Annotated in this window: 20 protein-coding genes; 14 read left to right on the forward strand and 6 right to left on the reverse strand. The window is 42.7% G+C overall.

What is annotated here, in order from left to right; genetic code table 11:
* Positions 1-440: 440 nt before the first annotated feature.
* From A8140_RS05785 to A8140_RS05795, 3 genes are all read right to left on the reverse strand, one after another.
* The gene (locus A8140_RS05785) at positions 441-3,293 is read right to left on the reverse strand and encodes an NACHT N-terminal Helical domain 1-containing protein (RefSeq protein ID WP_005534681.1); all 2,853 of its coding nucleotides are present in this window, start codon (positions 3,291-3,293) and stop codon (positions 441-443) included.
* A gap of 399 nt (positions 3,294-3,692) precedes the next feature.
* A complete protein-coding gene (locus A8140_RS05790) occupies positions 3,693-4,166 on the reverse strand; it encodes a hypothetical protein (protein ID WP_005534680.1) in 474 nt (157 codons plus the stop codon).
* Positions 4,167-4,281: 115 nt separating this feature from the next.
* Positions 4,282-4,503, reverse strand: coding sequence for a hypothetical protein (locus tag A8140_RS05795; protein WP_005534679.1), 222 nt, complete (start codon positions 4,501-4,503; stop codon positions 4,282-4,284).
* A gap of 288 nt (positions 4,504-4,791) precedes the next feature.
* Between A8140_RS05795 and A8140_RS05800 the strand changes: the two genes are divergently transcribed.
* A complete protein-coding gene (locus A8140_RS05800) occupies positions 4,792-6,849 on the forward strand; it encodes an ATP-dependent nuclease (RefSeq protein ID WP_005534678.1) in 2,058 nt (685 codons plus the stop codon).
* Positions 6,849-8,534 carry a UvrD-helicase domain-containing protein gene (locus A8140_RS05805; protein WP_005534677.1) on the forward strand — a complete coding sequence of 562 codons (1,686 nt, stop codon included), beginning with the start codon at positions 6,849-6,851 and terminating at the stop codon, positions 8,532-8,534. The genes A8140_RS05800 and A8140_RS05805 overlap by 1 nt, the downstream gene beginning before the upstream one ends.
* Positions 8,535-8,664: 130 nt before the next feature.
* On the opposite strand, the gene A8140_RS05810 is transcribed toward A8140_RS05805, so the two are convergent.
* Positions 8,665-9,627 (reverse strand): DUF3987 domain-containing protein, encoded by a 963-nt coding sequence (locus A8140_RS05810; protein WP_038862816.1) that lies wholly within the window; start codon positions 9,625-9,627, stop codon positions 8,665-8,667.
* Between the two features lie 385 nt (positions 9,628-10,012).
* On the opposite strand from A8140_RS05810, the gene A8140_RS25085 reads away from it, so the two are divergent.
* Entirely contained in the window at positions 10,013-10,171 is a 159-nt protein-coding gene (locus A8140_RS25085) for a hypothetical protein (protein WP_157722005.1), read from the forward strand.
* Positions 10,172-10,226: 55 nt separating this feature from the next.
* Here the strand turns inward: A8140_RS25085 and exsE2 are convergent, their stop codons facing one another.
* Together exsE2 and A8140_RS05825 are read right to left on the reverse strand one after the other, a co-directional pair.
* Entirely contained in the window at positions 10,227-10,526 is a 300-nt protein-coding gene (gene exsE2, locus A8140_RS05820) for a T3SS regulon translocated regulator ExsE2 (protein ID WP_005537111.1), read from the reverse strand.
* 7 nt (positions 10,527-10,533) lie between these two features.
* Positions 10,534-10,980: a CesT family type III secretion system chaperone gene (locus tag A8140_RS05825; RefSeq protein WP_005537110.1), complete on the reverse strand. Its 447-nt coding sequence runs from the start codon at positions 10,978-10,980 to the stop codon at positions 10,534-10,536.
* A gap of 356 nt (positions 10,981-11,336) precedes the next feature.
* Here A8140_RS05825 and A8140_RS05830 point away from each other — a divergent pair, with 356 nt between their 5' ends.
* From A8140_RS05830 to sctI, 11 genes are all read left to right on the forward strand, one after another.
* A complete protein-coding gene (locus A8140_RS05830) occupies positions 11,337-11,744 on the forward strand; it encodes a YscW family type III secretion system pilotin (RefSeq protein ID WP_005537109.1) in 408 nt (135 codons plus the stop codon).
* A 598-nt stretch (positions 11,745-12,342) separates the two neighbouring features.
* Positions 12,343-13,203, forward strand: coding sequence for an AraC family transcriptional regulator (locus A8140_RS05835; RefSeq protein WP_005528973.1), 861 nt, complete (start codon positions 12,343-12,345; stop codon positions 13,201-13,203).
* 143 nt (positions 13,204-13,346) lie between these two features.
* Positions 13,347-14,327: a T3SS regulon anti-activator ExsD domain-containing protein gene (locus tag A8140_RS05840; RefSeq protein ID WP_032999905.1), complete on the forward strand. Its 981-nt coding sequence runs from the start codon at positions 13,347-13,349 to the stop codon at positions 14,325-14,327.
* Positions 14,328-14,339: 12 nt separating this feature from the next.
* Positions 14,340-14,768, forward strand: a complete 429-nt coding sequence (locus A8140_RS05845; protein WP_005528970.1) for a YscB family type III secretion system chaperone — start codon at positions 14,340-14,342, stop codon at positions 14,766-14,768.
* Complete coding sequence (sctC, locus tag A8140_RS05850; protein ID WP_005528968.1) at positions 14,768-16,639, forward strand: type III secretion system outer membrane ring subunit SctC; 1,872 nt, start codon at positions 14,768-14,770, stop codon at positions 16,637-16,639. Before A8140_RS05845 ends, sctC begins: the two co-directional genes overlap by 1 nt.
* A 5-nt stretch (positions 16,640-16,644) precedes the next feature.
* On the forward strand, positions 16,645-17,946 hold the full coding sequence (gene sctD / locus A8140_RS05855; protein WP_005528966.1) for a type III secretion system inner membrane ring subunit SctD: 1,302 nt from the start codon (positions 16,645-16,647) through the stop codon (positions 17,944-17,946).
* On the forward strand, positions 17,933-18,139 hold the full coding sequence (locus A8140_RS05860) for an EscE/YscE/SsaE family type III secretion system needle protein co-chaperone (RefSeq protein WP_005426287.1): 207 nt from the start codon (positions 17,933-17,935) through the stop codon (positions 18,137-18,139). The genes sctD and A8140_RS05860 overlap by 14 nt, the downstream gene beginning before the upstream one ends.
* 16 nt (positions 18,140-18,155) lie before the next feature.
* The gene (gene sctF, locus A8140_RS05865) at positions 18,156-18,404 is read left to right on the forward strand and encodes a type III secretion system needle filament subunit SctF (protein ID WP_005528964.1); all 249 of its coding nucleotides are present in this window, start codon (positions 18,156-18,158) and stop codon (positions 18,402-18,404) included.
* A 3-nt stretch (positions 18,405-18,407) separates the two neighbouring features.
* The gene (locus tag A8140_RS05870) at positions 18,408-18,764 is read left to right on the forward strand and encodes a YscG family type III secretion system chaperone (protein WP_005426289.1); all 357 of its coding nucleotides are present in this window, start codon (positions 18,408-18,410) and stop codon (positions 18,762-18,764) included.
* Positions 18,764-19,426, forward strand: coding sequence for a YopR family T3SS polymerization control protein (locus A8140_RS05875; protein WP_005528962.1), 663 nt, complete (start codon positions 18,764-18,766; stop codon positions 19,424-19,426). The genes A8140_RS05870 and A8140_RS05875 overlap by 1 nt, the downstream gene beginning before the upstream one ends.
* 8 nt (positions 19,427-19,434) lie before the next feature.
* Positions 19,435-19,779 (forward strand): type III secretion system inner rod subunit SctI, encoded by a 345-nt coding sequence (gene sctI, locus A8140_RS05880; protein WP_005426285.1) that lies wholly within the window; start codon positions 19,435-19,437, stop codon positions 19,777-19,779.
* Positions 19,780-19,808: the final 29 nt, after the last annotated feature.

A 19,808-nucleotide genomic window follows, 5' to 3' on the forward strand; every position in this document is an offset into this window, starting at 1 on the left:
TAGAATTAGCTCACTAGAGATATAGCCTAGGTTGGTTGATTTAGCGCCTAAAAGCCAACTGGAATATCGAAATTGCTGGTTGTCATTTTTGAGCCTTCTTGATTCAAAGATAACTACAGAAAAAATCAGGAAGGAGCATATTGAGAACTGGAAAACCAGTCAAACTTGTAGTGAGACTACATTGAAAAAGAAACTAAGGTTGTTGTCTTCTTGCTTTAATCGCCTTGAATTAAACCATGAAGCAGAATGGTTTAGGCTGAAGGTGAAAAAGTCAATTAAGCGCCCGAAAAGAGCTTTACTTGAACATGAAATGATTCGGGTATTAGCATTGACTTCAGGTTATCGATTGTCCAAGTTAGGCACTAGGGAGGGTGTGTTGTGTTGTAGACCGCCCCCCCTACCTTCTTAAGCCCTATGACTTATCTGTTGAGCTAAGAGGCCTACCAAATATGGTCAGCCATATGGTCAGGTAATGTTTCAGAAAGAGATAGGTTATCTGTCTGAATGTCAGTTAGCTTTTTGCATTGTGATAGCGGCTGTAGGGTGGTAATTCCAATACAGTTATCAATGTTTAGATGTACTATAGATGGATGTTTTTCCAAAAACAGCAGGCTCTTTATCTCAGAGTTGCCCTCAATGTTTAGAGCCGATAATTTGGATAACTGTTGTAAATTAGGCAGCTCTTTAATCGATGTGCAATCACTAAGCGTTAGCAGTTCGATATTGGCTAGCTTAGTGAGGGCTGATACGCACGATAGATTATGGCACTCAGTTATCTCCAGATTACAAAGTTCTGTGTAGCCAGCAAGAAAATTCAGGTTATATAAGTCTGTACAATGTGAAATCTGTAATCTCTTTAGATTCAAAGCAGATAACCTTTCGTATTCATGATCATCTATCCAAAGATCGTTTAGATGTAAGTGCTTAACATTCCTTAAACTTTCAACTCCCTTTAAAGATGTTTTAACTGGCCATATGAGAGAGTCTATCTTCTTAATTTGACTGACCACTCTTTCGGCATATTTATCTTCTTCAAAGTACGCCCATTGTTCAATCAATTCTTGATGAATGAAATGGCTTGATGATTTGGAATAGCTTGATAACGCTTCAATCGCGGAATCGCCATTTATCAATACCAGCGTTTCGATAGATAGTTTTTGTTGTTTTGTTGAGTGCTTTTCGTTGAATCTTAAGTAAGGTGCAGCAAATTCACCAGCAGAAGAGATGGAGAGGGCTGCCTCTTTGTCCCTAGGTGGAAGAAGTGAAGCTACGATTTTATCAACTTGATCTGCGACATCCTTATCTAGCGTTATGGTCGTTTCTTTTGCTACAACAGCTAATAAATGAAGTGTATATTTGTGCTGAGGGTGAGAATCCCCAGTTTGAATTAGCTTAGATATAAGAGCATTACTATCTTTTCTGCTCGTATGCATACTAGCCATAACAACTACTTCTTTCCAATCTTCATTATGGGCATTATCAGCTATCATGCTAATACAGTCTTCCTCTACTAGGTGCTTGGCCGCTAAGTATTCGGAGAAGGTTTTATGCACAAAATCAATGTAGCCAACAGACGTTTCTCTAATGACAGCGCTTCGTGCTAGTAGGTACTGAGTTACTTCCTTTTCTGTTCCTTTGACGTTTGGCATACTTTTCATTGTTCTTCGAAAGCAGTCTTCAGCCTCTTCAAAGGACGCTGTTTGTTTTCTATTAATAAGCATCCAATAAGCTAGATTTTGTAGAAGGAGTTCTTTTTGTGCTCTTGTTAGTACTATACCTTCATTAGCTTCTATTTTTCGCTCACTATCTCTCCGCTCTAGTAGAACTTCCATGACCACCCTGTAGAGCTCCCCTTTCTCCTGCGGTAGCATCGCATTTCTATCAATGTTTAAGGCACACAGCATCGCACAGAGTAGTGGAGACGATGCCATATTTCTAAGTCTCGAATTTTCATTGATTTGGACTTTTAGTCTTTTCTTAAAGTTACTGAGCTCTGCTTCGGTGTGATTTTTGTTTGATACTTGTGCTACGGCTAGATGCCAGTTATCAATAAACTTGGCTATATTGTCTGGCGTCATAGGCTGAAGCTCGACATGAGCTAGTTCCGCGTAGTAGAGCCAATCCTCATCGAGTGCATTTGGACGGGAAGTTACGATAAAGAAACAGTCTGTGTATACAGAAAGGAGTTCGTCTATCCAATTCTGGACTTCAGCCCGTTTTTCGCGACTTACTTCATCTAATCCATCGATTAGAATCATAGCTTTTCCAGTGCTTAATACTCGGTCTACCCAACCTTCTGGCATCGTGTCAACAAGTAGACGTGACGCAAATTCTACAAAGTCAGATAGTTTAGGGAGTTCATTTTTACTGTATTTTCTTAAAGGTATTATAAATGGAATAAATCCATTCCATCTATCGAGCTCGCCTTCAAATGTGTGTTTTGATGCATTGAGAGCCAACCAATGTAGCAGTGTCGTTTTACCTGAGCCCGGACTACCTGAAATGATTGCAGCATTTGCTTGAGAAAGAATGTGCTCAATTTGTGTGCTCTCAAGTTCACACTCGTAGGAAGGTGAACCTGTCAGACTGATATAGGAAATGTCTAGATCAAGCTTTTTTAGCGAAGCATCAACATCCAGTCCAAATAAGCTATAGGAATTAAGTTTTGTCGCTATAGATCTCAAGTACCTAGTTTCGAAATCCTTATCCTTTTGATCAATTGATACTGTTTTTGTTGAAAGTTCAGACAGTAGGTCCTTAAACTTATCCAAGAATTCATCGGTTCTTCTGAGTAACTCTGAGCTGATGAGTACATTGATGTTTGGCATGCCTTTGACAATTTCGACGGTGATAGCACAGCTGTCGCGCAACAAAATATCAAAGTACTGTTGGGATGAGCTTGTTAAGCTGTCGTACTCAACTTTTCCAGAGCTAAGGATCTGTTTTTCCAAAGCTTCTGCACTCATATTAACCTTGATTACTTTATCGAAGTTGAGCTCTGCTTTTTCAATTGTGAGTTGGACGGCATGAATTGTCGCTAATTTCTCATTTTCAGGTAGTTTGAACTCTTCACTTTCGGAAAGTGTTTGAAGGCATTCTGCTGCCTCATCTGCTACTCCCTCGAGTAGTCTATTTAGACGACCGGCTTGTCTAGAATTGGGAATTTTTTTTCTTATGAGGTCAATAAGCTCTGCTGACGCCTGTTGAGCTAGTATGTTTTGGCCTGCAATAATCTGGAAGCCTGTTTTACATAGAACAGAAGATAGAGCTAGAAACCCTTCAAAAATAGGCATGGACGTTGGTTCTCAAAAAATTATTAAAACTTACACTTAAGACATTGAAAATTCGTTCTTTATCGATTTTCTTAGATAGCAATAAATTTAACAAGGTTGATAGTGTGAGATAGCATGCAAAAATTAATTGTTCATGAGGGCGCTGAAGTCCAAAGCGAAGTGACTCAATTGGAGAAGAGAAAGATCGATTAACAACGCTATTACAGTTCAAGCTGAAAAGTTAGTTAAAAAAGCAGCTAAGCCACGCTTTTGGTTTGAGTCGTTCTATTCACCATTTATGCAGTATTTATTCAGTTATGTTTTTGGCCTTAACGTATGAAAACGGGCGTTTCGAGGGACATTTTAAATTTGTTCACTTCGTTTGGTGCAGATTATTATTATGTTAAATCTGGTGTGTTTTTAAACAATTTGTGGAAGAGGGGAGGCGTTTTCCGATTCTTGGGCTATATCAGCTAGTAAAAATGCCAAAGGGTTACTTGCATCTCCAGACACTTCAACTTGTTGTTTAGGATTCCAGTTATTGCGGTCTCGGCATTTCAACCAGAACTCCATTGCACGAACGTCTGGCGGCAGTTCTTCCTGGTAAGCCACTACTGCGCCTGAACTCAGCACTTTCTCTTTTCGCACAGATGTTCCTGTTGCTCGCTTAAACAATTGGTAGGCAACTTCAGCATCCGCTTGCATCTTCCCCTTTTTACGAGTATCGGCGAATTCAGGATACAAGCTGACCCAGTGGAATATTGTATCCCGATGGACTTCGAAAAAATCAGCTAAGTCTTGATCGCGGGCTCCCATCAGACAAAGTTTATAAGTAAGGGGAGCAAATGTGCGGTTATACTTTTTATTGTTTGTGTTTCCATGTGGAGCGCCCATGTTATCTATCTTTTACTTATAAGTTTTATCTAAATTAGCATGGCCTGATGGTGTGTCGGAGTTAACTCTTATTGTCGGTAATATTGGGCTAACTCAAAAGGAGACCAAGATCGTGTTATGTTTCGATACGCAATATATAAGTCGCTGGCTCTTGGGCGATAACACCATAAGCGTGATCACCATTGGCGCCCTGCTCTTTCTTGGCTTGTTTTACATAGTCAGGAAGGTTTTGCTCCGTCGCAATAATCTTAAACTTAACTCTGTTGAGCCAACCCTTAGAAAGTCCAAACGCGATCTTATGGATCTGAGTAGAACGCAAGCTAAGGTCGTTCGACAAAACAGCTCCCTCACTGCCGACGATGCCGCCTTTATTCAGTCCTGCCCTTTGACGCGAAAACTTAAATGAAAAATCGAACTTACAGAAAAGCTAATAAGATTAAGTAGAAATGTTGTGTTCTTGACACCCTTTTGGCTAGTTATCCAATTGGTTCTCTTTTTGATTAAGTAGCAACCTTTTGAAAGCGTTAAAAGTAGAAATTGGCAATAGGTGGATTTTTTTTGAGCTTTTTTATGCAATTATACACATTGATACAGGTGATAGTTTCGAAAAGTTATTGGTGCGTAAATGTTGTTAAAAAAACTCAAGATATCCGGCTATAAGAGTATCTCATCAGGACATCCCCAGACGATTGAGTTTGAGGATGATGTAACTATTTTCATTGGTCATAATGGCACAGGCAAGAGTACGGCTCTTGAGGCGCTAAATAAGTTGTTTTCAATTGACCATTCTTTGAGAGGTTTATCCCCTTCGGATTTTCATTTACCTAGCGGGGACAAACCCGATACGGCTAGAGATTTATTTATTGAGGCTTGGTTTGACTTAGGTAACACCGAAGATCCAATCTCGATACCACCTTTATTGAATGGTCTAACAGCCTCAGGCGAAGATGGATCGATCATATTTCGCGTTCGTTTGGAAGCAAGTCTGTCCTTTGATTACAATCCATTAGGGGATGTTGAAGAATCCATTTGGGTTATTGATAGTGATATGGATGAGCCTATAGATGACGTCAAAGAACGTTTACTTACAACTCAGAGAAATGCAATTCAGGTCAATTACGTACCAGCTAACAGAGATCCTCTTACACAGCTAAAGTTCTCATCAAAAGCCATTCTAGGTAGGCTTTTAAAGGCGATAAAGTGGTCAGAAGAAGAAAAGGGTGAATTTGAAGAAAAAGCTCAAGAGTTGAATGAGTTAGCTACAGAAAACAATGCTCTAATTCAAATAAAGCAGGCTATCAATGAAACTTGGAGTGACATATATAGAGGGCAGCATTTAAAGGAAGCTATTCTTGATTTCCCGGTTGGAGACATTGATGAAATACTTAAGCTCTTGCAACTTCAGTTTATGCCTGATGCGACAAAGAACAAGGTTGATACAAGCAGGCTTAGTGATGGGCAGAAATCACTAGTATATTTTGCATTGACGAAAGCACTGTTTGACTTAGATAAAGCAATGCGTAAAGCAATCAGTGACGGTGAAGAATCTTATTTCGATCCTGAGAAACTCCGATTGCCAGTTTTCAGTCTTATGATTCTTGAAGAGCCAGAGAATCATCTCTCACCACATTACTTGGGAAGAGTCATGAGTCTGGTCAGAGATTATGGTTCAAGTGAGTCTTGTCAGTCTATTGTGTCGACACATTCGGCATCGTTAGTAGGAAGGGTTGAACCTCGTCAAATTAGACACTTTAGGTTAGAAAACGATACGTGTAGTACACGAGTCCAAGCCTTAAGTATGCCGGAGTCTGGGGATGAACAGGCCAAATATGTTAGCGAGGCAGTTAAGGCTTATCCTGAAATATATTTCTCGAAGTTGGTTGTTTTGGGAGAAGGAGATAGCGAGCAAGTAATACTTCCCAAACTGCTGGAACACTTCGGTCAACATTCTGATGGTCGTTCTATATCCATAGTTCCATTAGGTGGTCGGCATGTAAACCACTTCTGGCGCTTGTTGGAGTCGCTACAGATCCCTTACATAACGCTGCTTGATTTCGATATTGACAGAAATGGTGGCGGCTTTGGGCGTATTAAATATGCGGTCGAACAACTAGTTACTAATGACAATGATACACCTTACCTTCATGAGGAGATGATAGAAAATATCCCTAAATGGGACTCAGACGAAGATCCGAATCTTTACTTGATGACATTTGTAGAGAACGATGAAGATGATGAAGAGGAAGACGTCAGCCTTGTAGAGGAGTTGGAAGAGAGCAATGTGTTCTTCTCTAGCCCTTTAGATATTGATTATTCGATGATTTGTGCTTTCCCAGAAATCTTTTGCACCCCCGACTTAGCTTACGGAGAGCGAGGTCCTATGGAGGGAGGTGAAGATGAATCTGAAGAAGAGCAGGAAGCTAGGCAAGCCTCACTCATCAAGGCGGTCTTAAAGCAAGGCAATAGCGGTATAAGGTATGATTTCGGTGAAGACTGGGAGAGAAATTTCCTTTGGTATAGGTATAGATTTCTTTCAAACAAAAGCAAGCCAGCATCTCATGTAAGGATGTTCTCGAAATTGGAAGCTACGTATAGCTCTGCTGAAATAATACGTAGGATGCCCCCCGAGCTTAGGAGGCTGATTGAGAGAGTTATTGAGTGCTCCGAGCAGGTTGTTGAGTAATGAACGAATGGAAACCAACCAAAGGTATAGAGCCAACTCAGGAGTTGATGGATATCATCACTTGCGATCAATCAGTTTCGGTTTTGGCGTGTGCGGGAGCCGGGAAAACAGAGCTGTTGGCTCAAAAAGCTAACTACCTATTGGTTACTGGGATATGCCCTTGGCCAAAGAGAATACTTTCATTGACATTCAAAACTGAAGCTCAAGCTAACATCAAAGTAAGAATTGGGAAAAGGTGCGGAGAGGCATCTTCTCGATTTGACTCTTTTACGTTTCACGCTTTTTGTAAGAGTGTAGTTGATCGGTTTAAAAATATACTTCCTTTATCTCAGCGTCCCCATGATGGATATGATATTGTTTTCAAAGAAAGTGAGGCAAAAAATAACTCTAAGATCCTTATGGAACGATTGATTGATATGGCAATTATCATTCTTAAAGAAAGAGAGGATGTAAGGGCTATGTTCTCAAACTCATACTCACATGTTTTTGTTGATGAATTTCAAGATACAACAAATAAACAGTATGAGCTTCTAAAGCTTCTATTCCAAGGGACGCCCAGCAAGCTTTTGAGTGTGGGTGATATTAATCAAAGTATTATGCTTTGGGCTGACGCCCGAGAAACGGTGTTTGATGATTTTCTAAATGATTTTTCGGCTGAACAGAAGTATTTGTTAAAAAATTACAGAGCCTCAGACGAAATTGGTAGGGTTCTAGACGTCTTCATTGATTATATAAAGAATCCGACTGAGGAGGTTGAAAGTTCTGATGTTTCTTCTCCAAACTGCTCTGTAAGTATTTTCTCTAATGAAGTTCAGGAAGCCAAGCTCGTATCCCAGAGTATAAAAGCTCTTATAGATGGGGGAGTAAACAACAAGGATATTTGTATACTAACGAAGCAGCAGTCAGCGTTGTACACAGAGAGAATAAGTGGTGAGTTAGCTAGGCTAGGAATCGAACATGCTGATATGAATGAATTACAAGATGCATTCAAAGAGCCTTTAGGATTGATTTTTTCTCAATTTTTGAAAGCACTTTTTTCCCCAAGCCTGAAAAATACAATGGAAATCTATGGTGTTGCTTTGAGCCTAAATAGGGTCGAAATTGGCGATAAAAAGGAACATGAGATTGTATCTACCATTTCACAATACATAGCCCAGAAACGAGAGCAATTGAATGAGCAAACCACCATCGACGAACTTATATCGTACGTTGTGGATTTCGTACATTTCCTCGATTTAGGCAAGATAAAAGGAAGGTGGAAACAATATCGTTCAGTAGGATTCTATCAAAAAACATGGAATACTCTTGAAACCCGTCTACGCCAGACTTACGCCCAAGTCGAGGGGGTGAAAGACTCTGTCGTTCTATTTAACTCCCCAAATACGATTCACATTATGAATATTCATAAGTGTAAGGGGTTAGAGTATGACTACGTTTACTTTGTGGGACTTGAAGACCAAGCTTTTTGGAATTACAAGTCTCAGACATTTGAAGACAATTGCGCGATTTATGTCGCACTATCTAGAGCAAGAAAAAGTATCAATATTACATACTCGATGCTCAGAGCAAACCGTAGCTATTCGCAATGGCGTGACAATCGACCTTCAAGCTGGAGTGCGCTTTCTTCTGTTTACAAGGTTCTCTTACATAAATGTAAGTTTCAGCGAATAAACCATACTGAGTAGAAATGCTAACGGCTAGGTGCGAGAGAGGAGATAAGTTAAAAGGTACTTTTTAGCTTTAGTGGCGCTCTCTCAAACGATACCGATATTACCGATATAAAGAAGCCCTCCAAACGAGGGCTTCTTTTAGTAATTAAACACCGCAGTATTCAGGGTGCTTGAAATATAAGATCGTTGGACGATCTTGTTTACTCTTGTTTTGTGTGCGTAGGAGGTAGCCGCGGTCACATAGGTTTTCTAGTACAATATCGCTCACGTCGCTCAACGAGAAGAGATTTGGTAAGCCGTCGAGCTTGCTAAGAAATAGCTTAGAAAGATCATGCAAAATTGTCTTTTCGCAAGATCCGAAAATGCGGTATTGATGAGTTTCTAGAAACTCAACAAAACGAATTGCTTTTTCCAAGGTTGAATCAAGAATTAAGTCTGTATCTAGGTTACCTTCAAACATATGTAACACCAAAGCTAGACGAGCACATAACCCAACATGTTTACCTAGCACGGGTTGCATGTCGGCTTCCACAGTAATGATCTTTGCATGTTGTTCTTGAACCCATTCAGCCCAATATTGCTGCGCTTGGGGATGAAAGCTCAAAACGTGTGAACGCCCCTTGTCGTCAAAACCAATGGTTCCCGCGCGTAAAAAGGCATCGTTCACTCTTTTGACCACTTCCTTTTCATCATCTAGAAGCGGTTTATCGACATACTTTCCTTCCGGAATGTCAGGCATGACCATTAAAAGCATTGCATGCGCTTCTTGGTATGAAATAATGCCAGCGCCAACGAATTGCCCCATTTTAAAGGCTTGTCGGTTTAGTTCTTCATTACGTGAGCCTTGATTTGTCATCACTAGATTGCTCACACAGCGTGAAATCGCTTCACTAAAAAAAGCTGTGATATGTGTTGTGATTTGCGTCGTCTTAGGAAGCGTTGAACCAGTATTTTTTTCCTGTTGTACTACTGGTCGCGCATCAGTGGCAAGTTTTGCACATACAGATTGATTTAACATAGCACAGTTCTCCAGATGCACATTGTTAGTGTGTAGGTAGGATTGAAGAACACCATCGTTTTTGTTTTTGGCTTGAGAAGGCGCTAGCATCAAGAGACCTCCATCCGCGCGTATATCAACGCAGTGCGACTTATCACCCAGCAAGTTTGTAGTGCTTTTAACCATAACCCCTTTTGGTGCCTGCCACTAAGTGGAATGAGTTGGTAAGCGTCCCATTAAATGTCTCTTCGAAAGAAGGTGGTCTAGCGAGGGAAATCGTATATTACCCCACTAAACCACCAGGGTTAGGCACGATTCATTTTAAAACCGCGATACCTTCAAAAAGTCGATCAAGAGGCAAACGAAATCATAAGGCCAATTGGCCTCAACTACTTGCTTACTTAAAAGAAAATGTCCCACAGGAACCCTAACAACATACAAACAGCTGTCTGAGGAATTCTATGGTCACGCAAACGCAACGCAAGCCATTATTTCGATGCTGAAAGCAGCAGTATCAGACGATTTCTCAAACTCCCAATGGACAAATCGTGTTGTGGGTGTTTCTGGAAATGTGGTGGATGTAAATGGACAAAAAGAGCAGTTACTAAATGAAGGAATTAAAGTAATCAACGACAAAGTTCAGGTTATGCTCTAAGTTAAAAGCCCCGAAATCTCGGGGCTTTGCGTTTCTTACAAGGTGAGGGTCGAACTCAGCTCATCGGCCTATTGGTCGCGATCACTTGAACCTTTCTACTCAACAGGCTTTGTGCTGCGTTCGAGTCTTTTTCAAAGTTTAAAATCGCGTTGGAGAGCTCAGTATTGGCAAGCATAGAAAGCGTCTCGCCTAGCTCTAGTTTAGAGTTAGTGCGGTTTTGCTCTCGCTCGTTTGGATTTATCTGCGCCACGGTTCTGCCTAGAAAGTTTCCCTTCTGTACAGACTCAGTCCGGCTGTTGCTCTCGATCCAATCGATAGATAAGTGATTTTGTGTTGGTTGGATGTCATTGGACATAGATCACCTAAACTCTTAAATCCGAGCTCTGAAGCTGAGATGGCAAAGCTTCCATGGCGATGTGGGCGGATAACAAGTCTTCCCAAGATTCGCTCTGTGTGAGCAGCTCAGCCAGTGCATCTTCAAACAGTTCGTAGTCGAGTGACTCTGCATGAAGCAGTCTATTTAAACAAAGCTTGTGCCTGTGGTTATCTAAGCTAAAAAACAATTGATGCTCAGACCAATGGTAGTTGAATGCGATAAAAGAACGGTAAAGGTCAGAATTAACAATTTGTAGATCGACGATCTCAGCTTCTAATTGAAGCATCCCTGTCGTTGGGTGAAAAATCACATGAACTCTTAAGTTGTCATCAAAAGCTAAACCCAATTCGTCTTCAATCAACTGTAATTTAGGTAACCCTATTTGATGAGCAAATTTAAGTAAAACCTCATCTACGATTTGGCGCGCAGACATAGAAGTCATCCTTTTTAGAATTTTAAGGGTGAAGTTATGGCAAGTGCATTTCGATGTTTATCAAAATTGGTTGGATTTTTTTATATAAACGCTTTTCTATTGGGCCAATAAAGAAATCATTGGTCAGGTTGCTTATATCATAGGTTCATATAAATCCTGCTTATATAATGTTTAATTATGTGCTTGGAACTAATGTCAAATTTTATGGCAAAGTAAATTAAGGTTAATTAGTGGTTTCTTATTTATGAGAATTTATTTTTTTGTTGGTTTATAAAATACAGGTTGATCTTTTGTATATTTCTGTACCAGAATTGCGATTGTTATTTTAATAAAAAGATAAGTAGATAGAGTACGCAGTGAAATCTAGAACACTTATTGGGTTGCTAAGCTTGTTGTTTTTGAATGCTTGCACTCACAACAATTCCTTAAACGGCGGCTTTGCGAGCTCTGCCCAAGCTGTGCTGTATGGGTGGGTGGCTTTTGATGAGTATATTGCGCCCGTGAGTACATCGGTTGATGTTGATGTGTGCCAAGTAACCACAGAACGGTGTATTACAGTCGCAAAGCAGACATACCAGGGGGTTCAGCTGCCTGTACAGTACTCTTTTGTTATTGCGCCCATACAAGCAGGTAAGGGTGAAATGAAGATCCGCGCAGTGTTACGTTCTCAAGGGGAAATCAGAGCCAGCAAAGAAGAGGACTATATTTTTACGCAAGGCAGAGTGCATAAGGATTTAAAACTAGAAGCTTACAATAATAACTAGAAAAGTAATCGTTTTCATTTTTTCTATTTTAATAAAAATTTAAGTTGAATGAAGCGAATAATCTGGAGATAAAAACCTAACTATAAATGGGGTCAAGTCATCGACTCAGTGCTTCTTTATATGAATATCAGTTGCACTCACTGCAATTTTTATGTTTATATCCCCCGCTTCTATGAAGTTGACTAGATAAAGTGGTTTAAAAATAAACACTCCATTTTTTATGGAAATACCAATATAGGTGAGAGTAGGCTTAAATATTAGTACTTTCATTTATTCTAATATAATAAAAGTTTCGGTTGCTTGAGTATCACTAGTTATAAGTTGAACTTTAGCAAAAGCTTATTAATTTCTCGAGAATATAACAAAAAAATATCGAGACGTTTTTCCAAGATTATTTTTTGCTACCACCGGTAGTTTTTGAGCTATTTGTAATTTATTCGGGGAGTATGGTCGTGCTATTGCACCTATGCTCTTTTCTTTGCTTCTTTAATTGACATCGTTCTGATTAAACACCGCACGTACGTTTTGTATAGGCGGGATCAGGCTTTGGCATTTCTCTTTTTTCGATTAGAGAAATTAGGATTATGAAGGGTAGAAAATGGATGTGTTAGGCCAACTAAACACAGAAAGGGTCAACTCGCTATCGCGAAAAATCCATAGTACTTGTTACTATGAAAAATACGATGAAGTTTTTCATTCTCGCCAGTCTCACATTGTTGTCGTTCACAATGGGCAATTGCGAGTTCAGACGGGGGATTGCACATTAGATGTCGTCGCTGGTTGTGGTGTGTTTCTCTCTCAAGGGGATTACTTACTAGAGTACACGCCAATAGATGGCCAATATACGGCGTCAGTGATCGAATTCGACAATGAACTTGTCAGTCAATTTTTGCAAAAGCACAGTGATTTACTGATGTCGCTACCAAAAGTTGAGAACGTTCAGTCTGGATTGTTCCCGTTTACTTTCAATTTGTTGATAGAGCAGACCTTATCAGGGATGAAGACGCTAGAAGAGCAGTCTTATCCTGACACCATCATGCGCTTAAAATACGAGGAAATGCTCATCTTATTGCTCCACGGTGAGCAAGGTGAGAACCTGTATGCGTTATTATCACAGCTGACCAACAAAACCTCAGACCGACTGCGTCGCTTTATGGAACTCCATTACCTGAAGGAGTGGAAGCTGACCGACTACGCTCATGAGTTTGGCGCGAGCCTGACGACGTTTAAAGAGCTCTTTAATGAGCACTATGGCGTTTCTCCTAGAGCGTGGATCAGTGAGCGCCGTTTGCTGCATGCCCATAAGTTATTGCTTACTAGCAAAATGAGCATTGTCGACGTCGCAATGGAAGCGGGCTTTTCTAGCCAATCTTATTTTACGCAAAGTTACCGACGCCGCTTTGGAACGACACCAAGTCGTGTACGTTCTGGGGATGAACAAGTCGCTATTGCTAAGTGAAATGTCTGACGACTAAAATTTTCTGACTAATTTTGAAAGGCATCAACTGGCGTAAACTCTATTATGCTCAGCGTAACAACGAACAAAACTATTACCTCTACTTCTTTCTGGATTGTTCGAAGTAGATGCGGAGAACAACACCAATGAAAAAGCTGCATTGGCGACGCCGTTCGCTTTTTCCTAACAACATTGTGACGCAAAGGAAGGTCACTGTATTGCAGAGAGGCGCAAGATACGAAGGTTTAACCCAATCATCGCAAGTGCCGAATGTTGTTAGTGTCAATCACCGACAACTGCTTAGTGAAGAGGTTCTGAGTTCAGAACAATTGTCTTTACTCCAACGTTTGCTTGACCGCAATGTCGTTGATTGCTTATGTGCAAGCCAAGTGGTGAAAACCTATCAAAGGTTTGGTACCTCTTTAGACCGGTTTGCCGTGCGCCTCTTTCTCGAGGTGGGTGGACAACTGAGTGACAATCATGTGTTGAGCTCTTTTGAGCAAAGGCTGGATTACATTAACAGTCGATTAGGGTTTCGCTTCAATTTGGCGTCCCCTAAAACACTTATCCTGTCGATGTATTTAACCCTGAATGAGTGGGTGAACCGAAAGACAGATCAGACGGGGTTGCATGACACCATAAAGCTGGAGCAGTTGATTAATCAGCTGAGTATTCAGAAAGACTACTGGTTAAGACTGTCGACAGAAGAGAACAGTGCGATTTATGCAGAGCAGCAGTTAGCACTGATCCAGAGCCAGCAGAGTGAACTGCATGAGCAGCTTGATGTTCTTAATGAACAGCAAAATCAGGCCGTCGAATCTCACCGAGCTATGGTGGAAGAGTGGAGGCCAACGCTTGAGAAGCTCAAAGGTCTGTCTCAGTACGGCGAAACATCAGATAAATTTATCTCTGAATGGAAAGTCTGGTGTGACGAAGCTCGAGTACAAGCACCTGACCTAAACGACGTGTGGGACGCTTGCGATAATGTGTACAGCGACTTAAATGCGGTTGCTAAGATTTGGCAGTGGTTTCAAGACATGCACACCGTTGGCAATGTGGATCACTACTATTTTGATATTCAGAGTAACCGTTGCGGTCAAGCTTGTAACTATCTCAGCCAGATTTAAATAGAGCTAAATATGTTAGATCAAATGATGAAATCTCTCGCGGCAACGCTTGGGGTTGGGGACTTTATTTCCTCAAATAATGGTTCCTACGATATCGAAGTTGACCAGATGCTGCTTAACATTCGGCAGCATTCATCATGGGTCTTGTGGGAAACCGTGCTCCCATTTCAGTTTGAACAGCACCTCGATTACCAAAAAGAGCAGGCACTTAAGCATTGTATGCAGCTCTCTTTGAAGACACTGCGAGATACGTGCAGCACATTGACGGTGAATGATAACGAACAGTTGATTGTGCAAGGAAAGATGAATATGGAAAGCGCAACCGCAGAAGCATTATGCGCTCAGCTCTCCCAACATGTGAATTTGGTCGAGCAGTTTAGTGGTGTGTTAGAGCATCAACGCGTTAATCATACCGTCAGCCACAGTATTTGGATTCCATAATGCTTGCCGTTTTAAAAAAACAACTACGCCGACTTGTTTGGTCTGTTGCATGTACTTTGATTTTGTTGGCTGCATTGCCTTTACACGCTTCAGAGTTGGATTGGCCTGAACAGCCGTTTCGTTACTATGCGGACAACGATTCTTTAAAAGAACTATTGAATAACTTTGGCGCTAACTATCGTGTTTCTGTGTCGGTCAGTGACAAAGTCAACGATCGAGTCAGTGGTCGATTTACGCCAGAAGACCCAGCCGAGTTTCTTGATTATCTAGCACAGGTCTACAACCTGATGTGGTATTTCGATGGCGCGGTGTTGCATGTGTACAAAGCGACGGAAACCCGTTCACGACTGCTACAGCTTGAACTTCTGACGGCCCGTGAGCTGCGCAGTACTCTGATATCGACAGGGATTTGGGATTCTCGCTACGGTTGGCGTGCAGCAGAGAACAAAGGGCTAGTTTATTTAGCGGGCCCACCTAGATACGTGGATTTGGTTGTGCAAACGGCCGAAGCGCTGGAAAGCCGATTGGTTCAAAAGTCGAACTCTACGGATGAGCTGTTTGTTGAGATTATTCCTTTGAAATACGCCTCGGCTACGGACAGAGAAATCACTTATCGCGATCAAGCGGTGACGGTGCCAGGCATTGCATCGGTATTGAGCCGAGTATTGTCGGGTGTTCAAACTCAGATCAAGGCAACCAAAGAGAGTGAAGAAACGGACATCAATACGGCTGCATCCACGAAGAAGAATGTTTCTGTACACGGCGGTGCGTCGGTTGAAGCAGAGCCAGGTTTAAACGCCATCATAGTGCGTGATACGCAAGCACGTTTGCCTTTGTACCGTAAGTTGGTCGCTCAGTTGGATCAGCCACAGTCGCGAATCGAAGTGGCACTCTCGATTGTCGATATCAGTGCGAACGATTTGAGCCAACTGGGTGTGGATTGGCGAGCGGGTATTGAGGTCGGTAACAACAGTATTTTAGACATCAAAACCACAGGTGACGTTGATGGTGGTGATGTAACGCTAGGCAGCGGGCAGACCTTTAAGTCACTGCTAGATGCGACCAATTTAAACTACTTGTTGGCTCAAATTCGTTTGTTGGAATCTCAAGGTAGTGCTCAAGTCGTGTCTCGACCGACTTTGCTAACTCAAGAAAACGTTGAGGCGGTCTTGAACAACAGCAGCACGTTCTACGTCAAGTTGATTGGTAGAGAAACGGCGGCACTTGAAGAAGTGACCTACGGCACCTTACTGCGAATCGTCCCACGTATTGTCGGAGATCGATTTGTTGAAAGACCCGAAATCAACCTGAGCTTGCATCTTGAAGATGGTGCGCAAATTCCAGATGGCGGTGTTGATGATGTGCCATCCATCCGCAAGACAGAGATCAGCACGTTGGCGACGGTGAAACAAGGGCAGAGCCTACTCATCGGTGGTGTGTACCGTGATGAAGTGAGTCATCAGTTGCGTAAAGTGCCTTTGCTAGGGGACATCCCCTACCTTGGTGCCTTGTTTAGAAGTACCACTGATACCACCAGAAGAACGGTGCGCATGTTCATTATTGAGCCGAGAATTGTTGTCGATGGCATTGGTGACAACGTGCTTATCGGGAATGAGTATGACTTAAGACCGAAGCTCGGCACCTTGAACAATATTTCAAATAACAGTTCAGAGCTGAAATCGGCACTCGCGCTCTACAGCTGTACATCTCAAGTGCAAGCGGAGCGTCATCAGCAAGATCTATTGTCACAGGGCAAATCTTCGCTGTTATCACAATGCGAGCTGCCTTCAGGGCAAAAAGGATGGCGAGTGCAAATCAAAGAGTGTGATGGCTCAGAGAATCATTGCGTTCGACCATTAGAGGAGCAATAGCCTCAATGCAGCAATGGAAATTTCGTATTCTCTCTGGTGTTCATGCCGGAGTAGAGGTGACCTTACCCAATGATTCATTGGTGTTGGGGAGCGATGACTTTACCGCCGACCTTGTGTTGACCGATTCGGACATCAAGGCGAGTCACCTTGTATTGGTATGCGATGGCGATACCGTCTTACTGCGTGATTGTGATGAGGTTTCGATCAATAACGAGAGCGTTACCGTTGACGCTAATGGGATTGAATTATCACGCAACGCCTTGGTTTCGGTTGGCCGATTAACGTTTGCGGTAGGGCATCTTGAAGATGACTTGGCGATCGATATCACGACGGAAGCCGCGGATAAACAAGCGGCACCGGTCAGCCATAAAGCGTCATCAGGTTGGAAGAGAACAGTTTTGATCGGCTTAATGTGCAGCTTGATCCCAAGCGTGATATTTGCCGGTGTTTGGTATAGCCAAATTCGAGCCAGCGACAGCGATGCCATTACGGAAGCGGAGCCCATCGTTTTAGTGCGCAATATTCTGAGCGAATTGAAACTCGATGATGTGCGAGTTGAATGGAATGCCACGGCAAGGCAGGCAGTACTGGAAGGGTACGTCGAGGATAGAACCGCAAAACTGCAACTGTTGGGAAGAATTGACGCGCTAGGGATCAACTACAAAAGTGACCTGCGAACCATGGAAGAGATTCGTCGCGGCGTGCGCTTTATCTTGCGTAACCTCGGTTATCACCAAGTCAAAGTTGAGAATGGTGAAGAGACAGGCACGCTGCTCTTAACGGGGTACATTGATGATGCGAGCCGTTGGAGCCAAGTCGAGCAGATATTAGAACGCGATGTCCCGGGGTTGGTCGCTTGGAAGGTTGAGCTGCAAAGAGCGGGCGCCTATATGGATACGCTCAAAGCCTTGCTTGAAAAAGCAGAGTTACTAAAGAAAGTTCAGTTAGTAACAAGTGGCGATCGTATTGAAGTACGCGGTGAGTTGGACGATATCGAGACCACTCGCTTCTATGGCGTTACGAGGGATTTCCGTGAGCAGTATGGCGAGAAACCTTATTTGGTTTTGAAGTCCATTCCTAAAGTAAGCAAGGGAACCAACATCGATTTTCCGTTTCGTAGCGTGAATTTCGGCCAAGTCCCTTATGTGATTCTTACGGACAATGTTCGTTACATGGTTGGGGCTCGCACCCCTCAAGGGTATCGCATTTCTAGCGTCACCCCATCAGGAATAGAGCTGGTGAAAGGCGGGCGAGTGATCACGATCGATCTAGGGTATGAAGGTGGAAATACCAATGACAAATCTTGAACAACTACTACAAAGCGACTCTGGGCAGGAACAGAAAGAGGCCATTGTCCTCAAGTTCAAGCAAGCGCAATCTGCAGTTAAGCGCCAGCTCGATCTTGGCTGTGCCCCCCATGAATATCAGTTGCTACTCAAACAGCATGAAGCCTACCAAGCGGCCCTAGCTGTGATTGAAACTGTCGAATGCAATAAATAACCAAGAGGCGATACCTATGTCATTTTACGATGCGAGTAACAGTGTTTATCTCGATGATGTTAAAGCGAAACTAGAAGAACAAGCAAAAGCGGCGAATGAAGCCGTGAACGAAGCGATCAAAAACCTAGAAACGAACGCTGATGACCCATCAAAGTTGGCTGAATTGCAGCACACTATCAACAAATGGTCGGTGATTTACAACATCAACGCGACCACGACTCGTGCTATCAAGGATGTGATGCAGTCGATTCTGCAGAAGGTGTAAGTTATGGAAAAAGACATGCGTTTGCTGCTGGCCGAAACGGCTTTGATGGCAACCGGTATGCATCGCCACGAAGAGGCAGAGACAATTGCGTCTTGCCTCGAATCCCAAGGGGATACCGAAGAAGTTGTGGCAATGATTCGTTCTATGAGTTTGATGAATCGTGGTCGCTACGAAGAGGCGCATCGCCTGCTTGAACCTGTGTGCGTGAACTCTCCTGACTTAGTCTGCTTAGCGGCTTTGGCGGCGGGTAAAGCAGGGTTAGCGAGCAAAGCGGAATCTTGGCTGGCGATGGCTTCAAAAGGCAGTGAAGAAAGCCAAGCCTTTGCAACGAGCTTCTCTCAGGATATCAGGAACCTTTAATGAAGGTTGAAAACAACTCGCTCAACTATGCTCTCAGTCAGGTTCAGCAGCCAGCTAGAGTTGATCCGCACGAGGCAAATAAGATGAGCCGTCTGATGAGTGAAAGTGCGTCAGACTACAGTGCATCAGAAAGCAATTCATCAAACAAGAGTGCATCGCCAGTGCAAAAAAGCACGGACATCGTCTCTCAGTCTGAGGCCAAAGTGACGGTAATTAAAGAGTGGTATGAAGCGCTCAAGAGTTCCGGAAACTTTAGCTCAACGGCACTTAGCCGCTCACTTGATGGAGCGCTTACTTCTCCAAGCGAGCAGAAAGAGGCGTTGTGGTATGCACTTAGCCAGGAAAGAAGCGTAAAAGGCACCGATAAAGCGTCACCAGAACTACTGGCTTCACTCGAACAAGAGTTACTGGGCAGCTTTTCTGGACGTTTGCTCGCCGATCCTCCAAAAGACCGTGAGGAGCTAAAAGTGCTGCTGTCTGAGCATTTCCCTCTGGGGGCGCAAAAAGAACAAGCACTTTGGCATAGCTGGGCTGAGTTGAAAGACATTCCTGATCAAGATCCATTGTTAGACATGGTTCGGGAAGAGTTGAGCTTTGTTATACAAATCAATTCGATGGTCAAAAACATGCTGACTTACAGCCACAAACTAGACCTCTCATAGGAACGCAGATGATCAATACGCAGTACACCGAAGTCATGCAGACGAATCTAGAGCAAGTGCAAGATGCGCAAGCTCAGGATGGGCTTAGCGAACGTTTCGAGCAAGCGATGTTGGCCCCGGAAGGAAACAATGGTTTAGAAGGTGGTTTGTTAGAAAACATAAGCGAACTGAAAAATACCATCGATAACGCAAAAAGCAGTTTAACCGACAGTATGAAAATGGTGGGTGACGATCCTGCTCAGCTTTTGCAAATGCAATGGGCGTTGACTCGAATTACCTTTCAAGAGGAACTGATCGCCAAGACGGTAGGTAAAACGACGCAAAACGTAGAAACACTGTTAAAGGCACAGTAGTCACAATGAAGTCAGTCATCACAAGAAAA

The organism is Vibrio campbellii CAIM 519 = NBRC 15631 = ATCC 25920 (genome assembly GCF_002163755.1).
In the GTDB taxonomy this organism is placed as follows: domain Bacteria; phylum Pseudomonadota; class Gammaproteobacteria; order Enterobacterales; family Vibrionaceae; genus Vibrio; species Vibrio campbellii.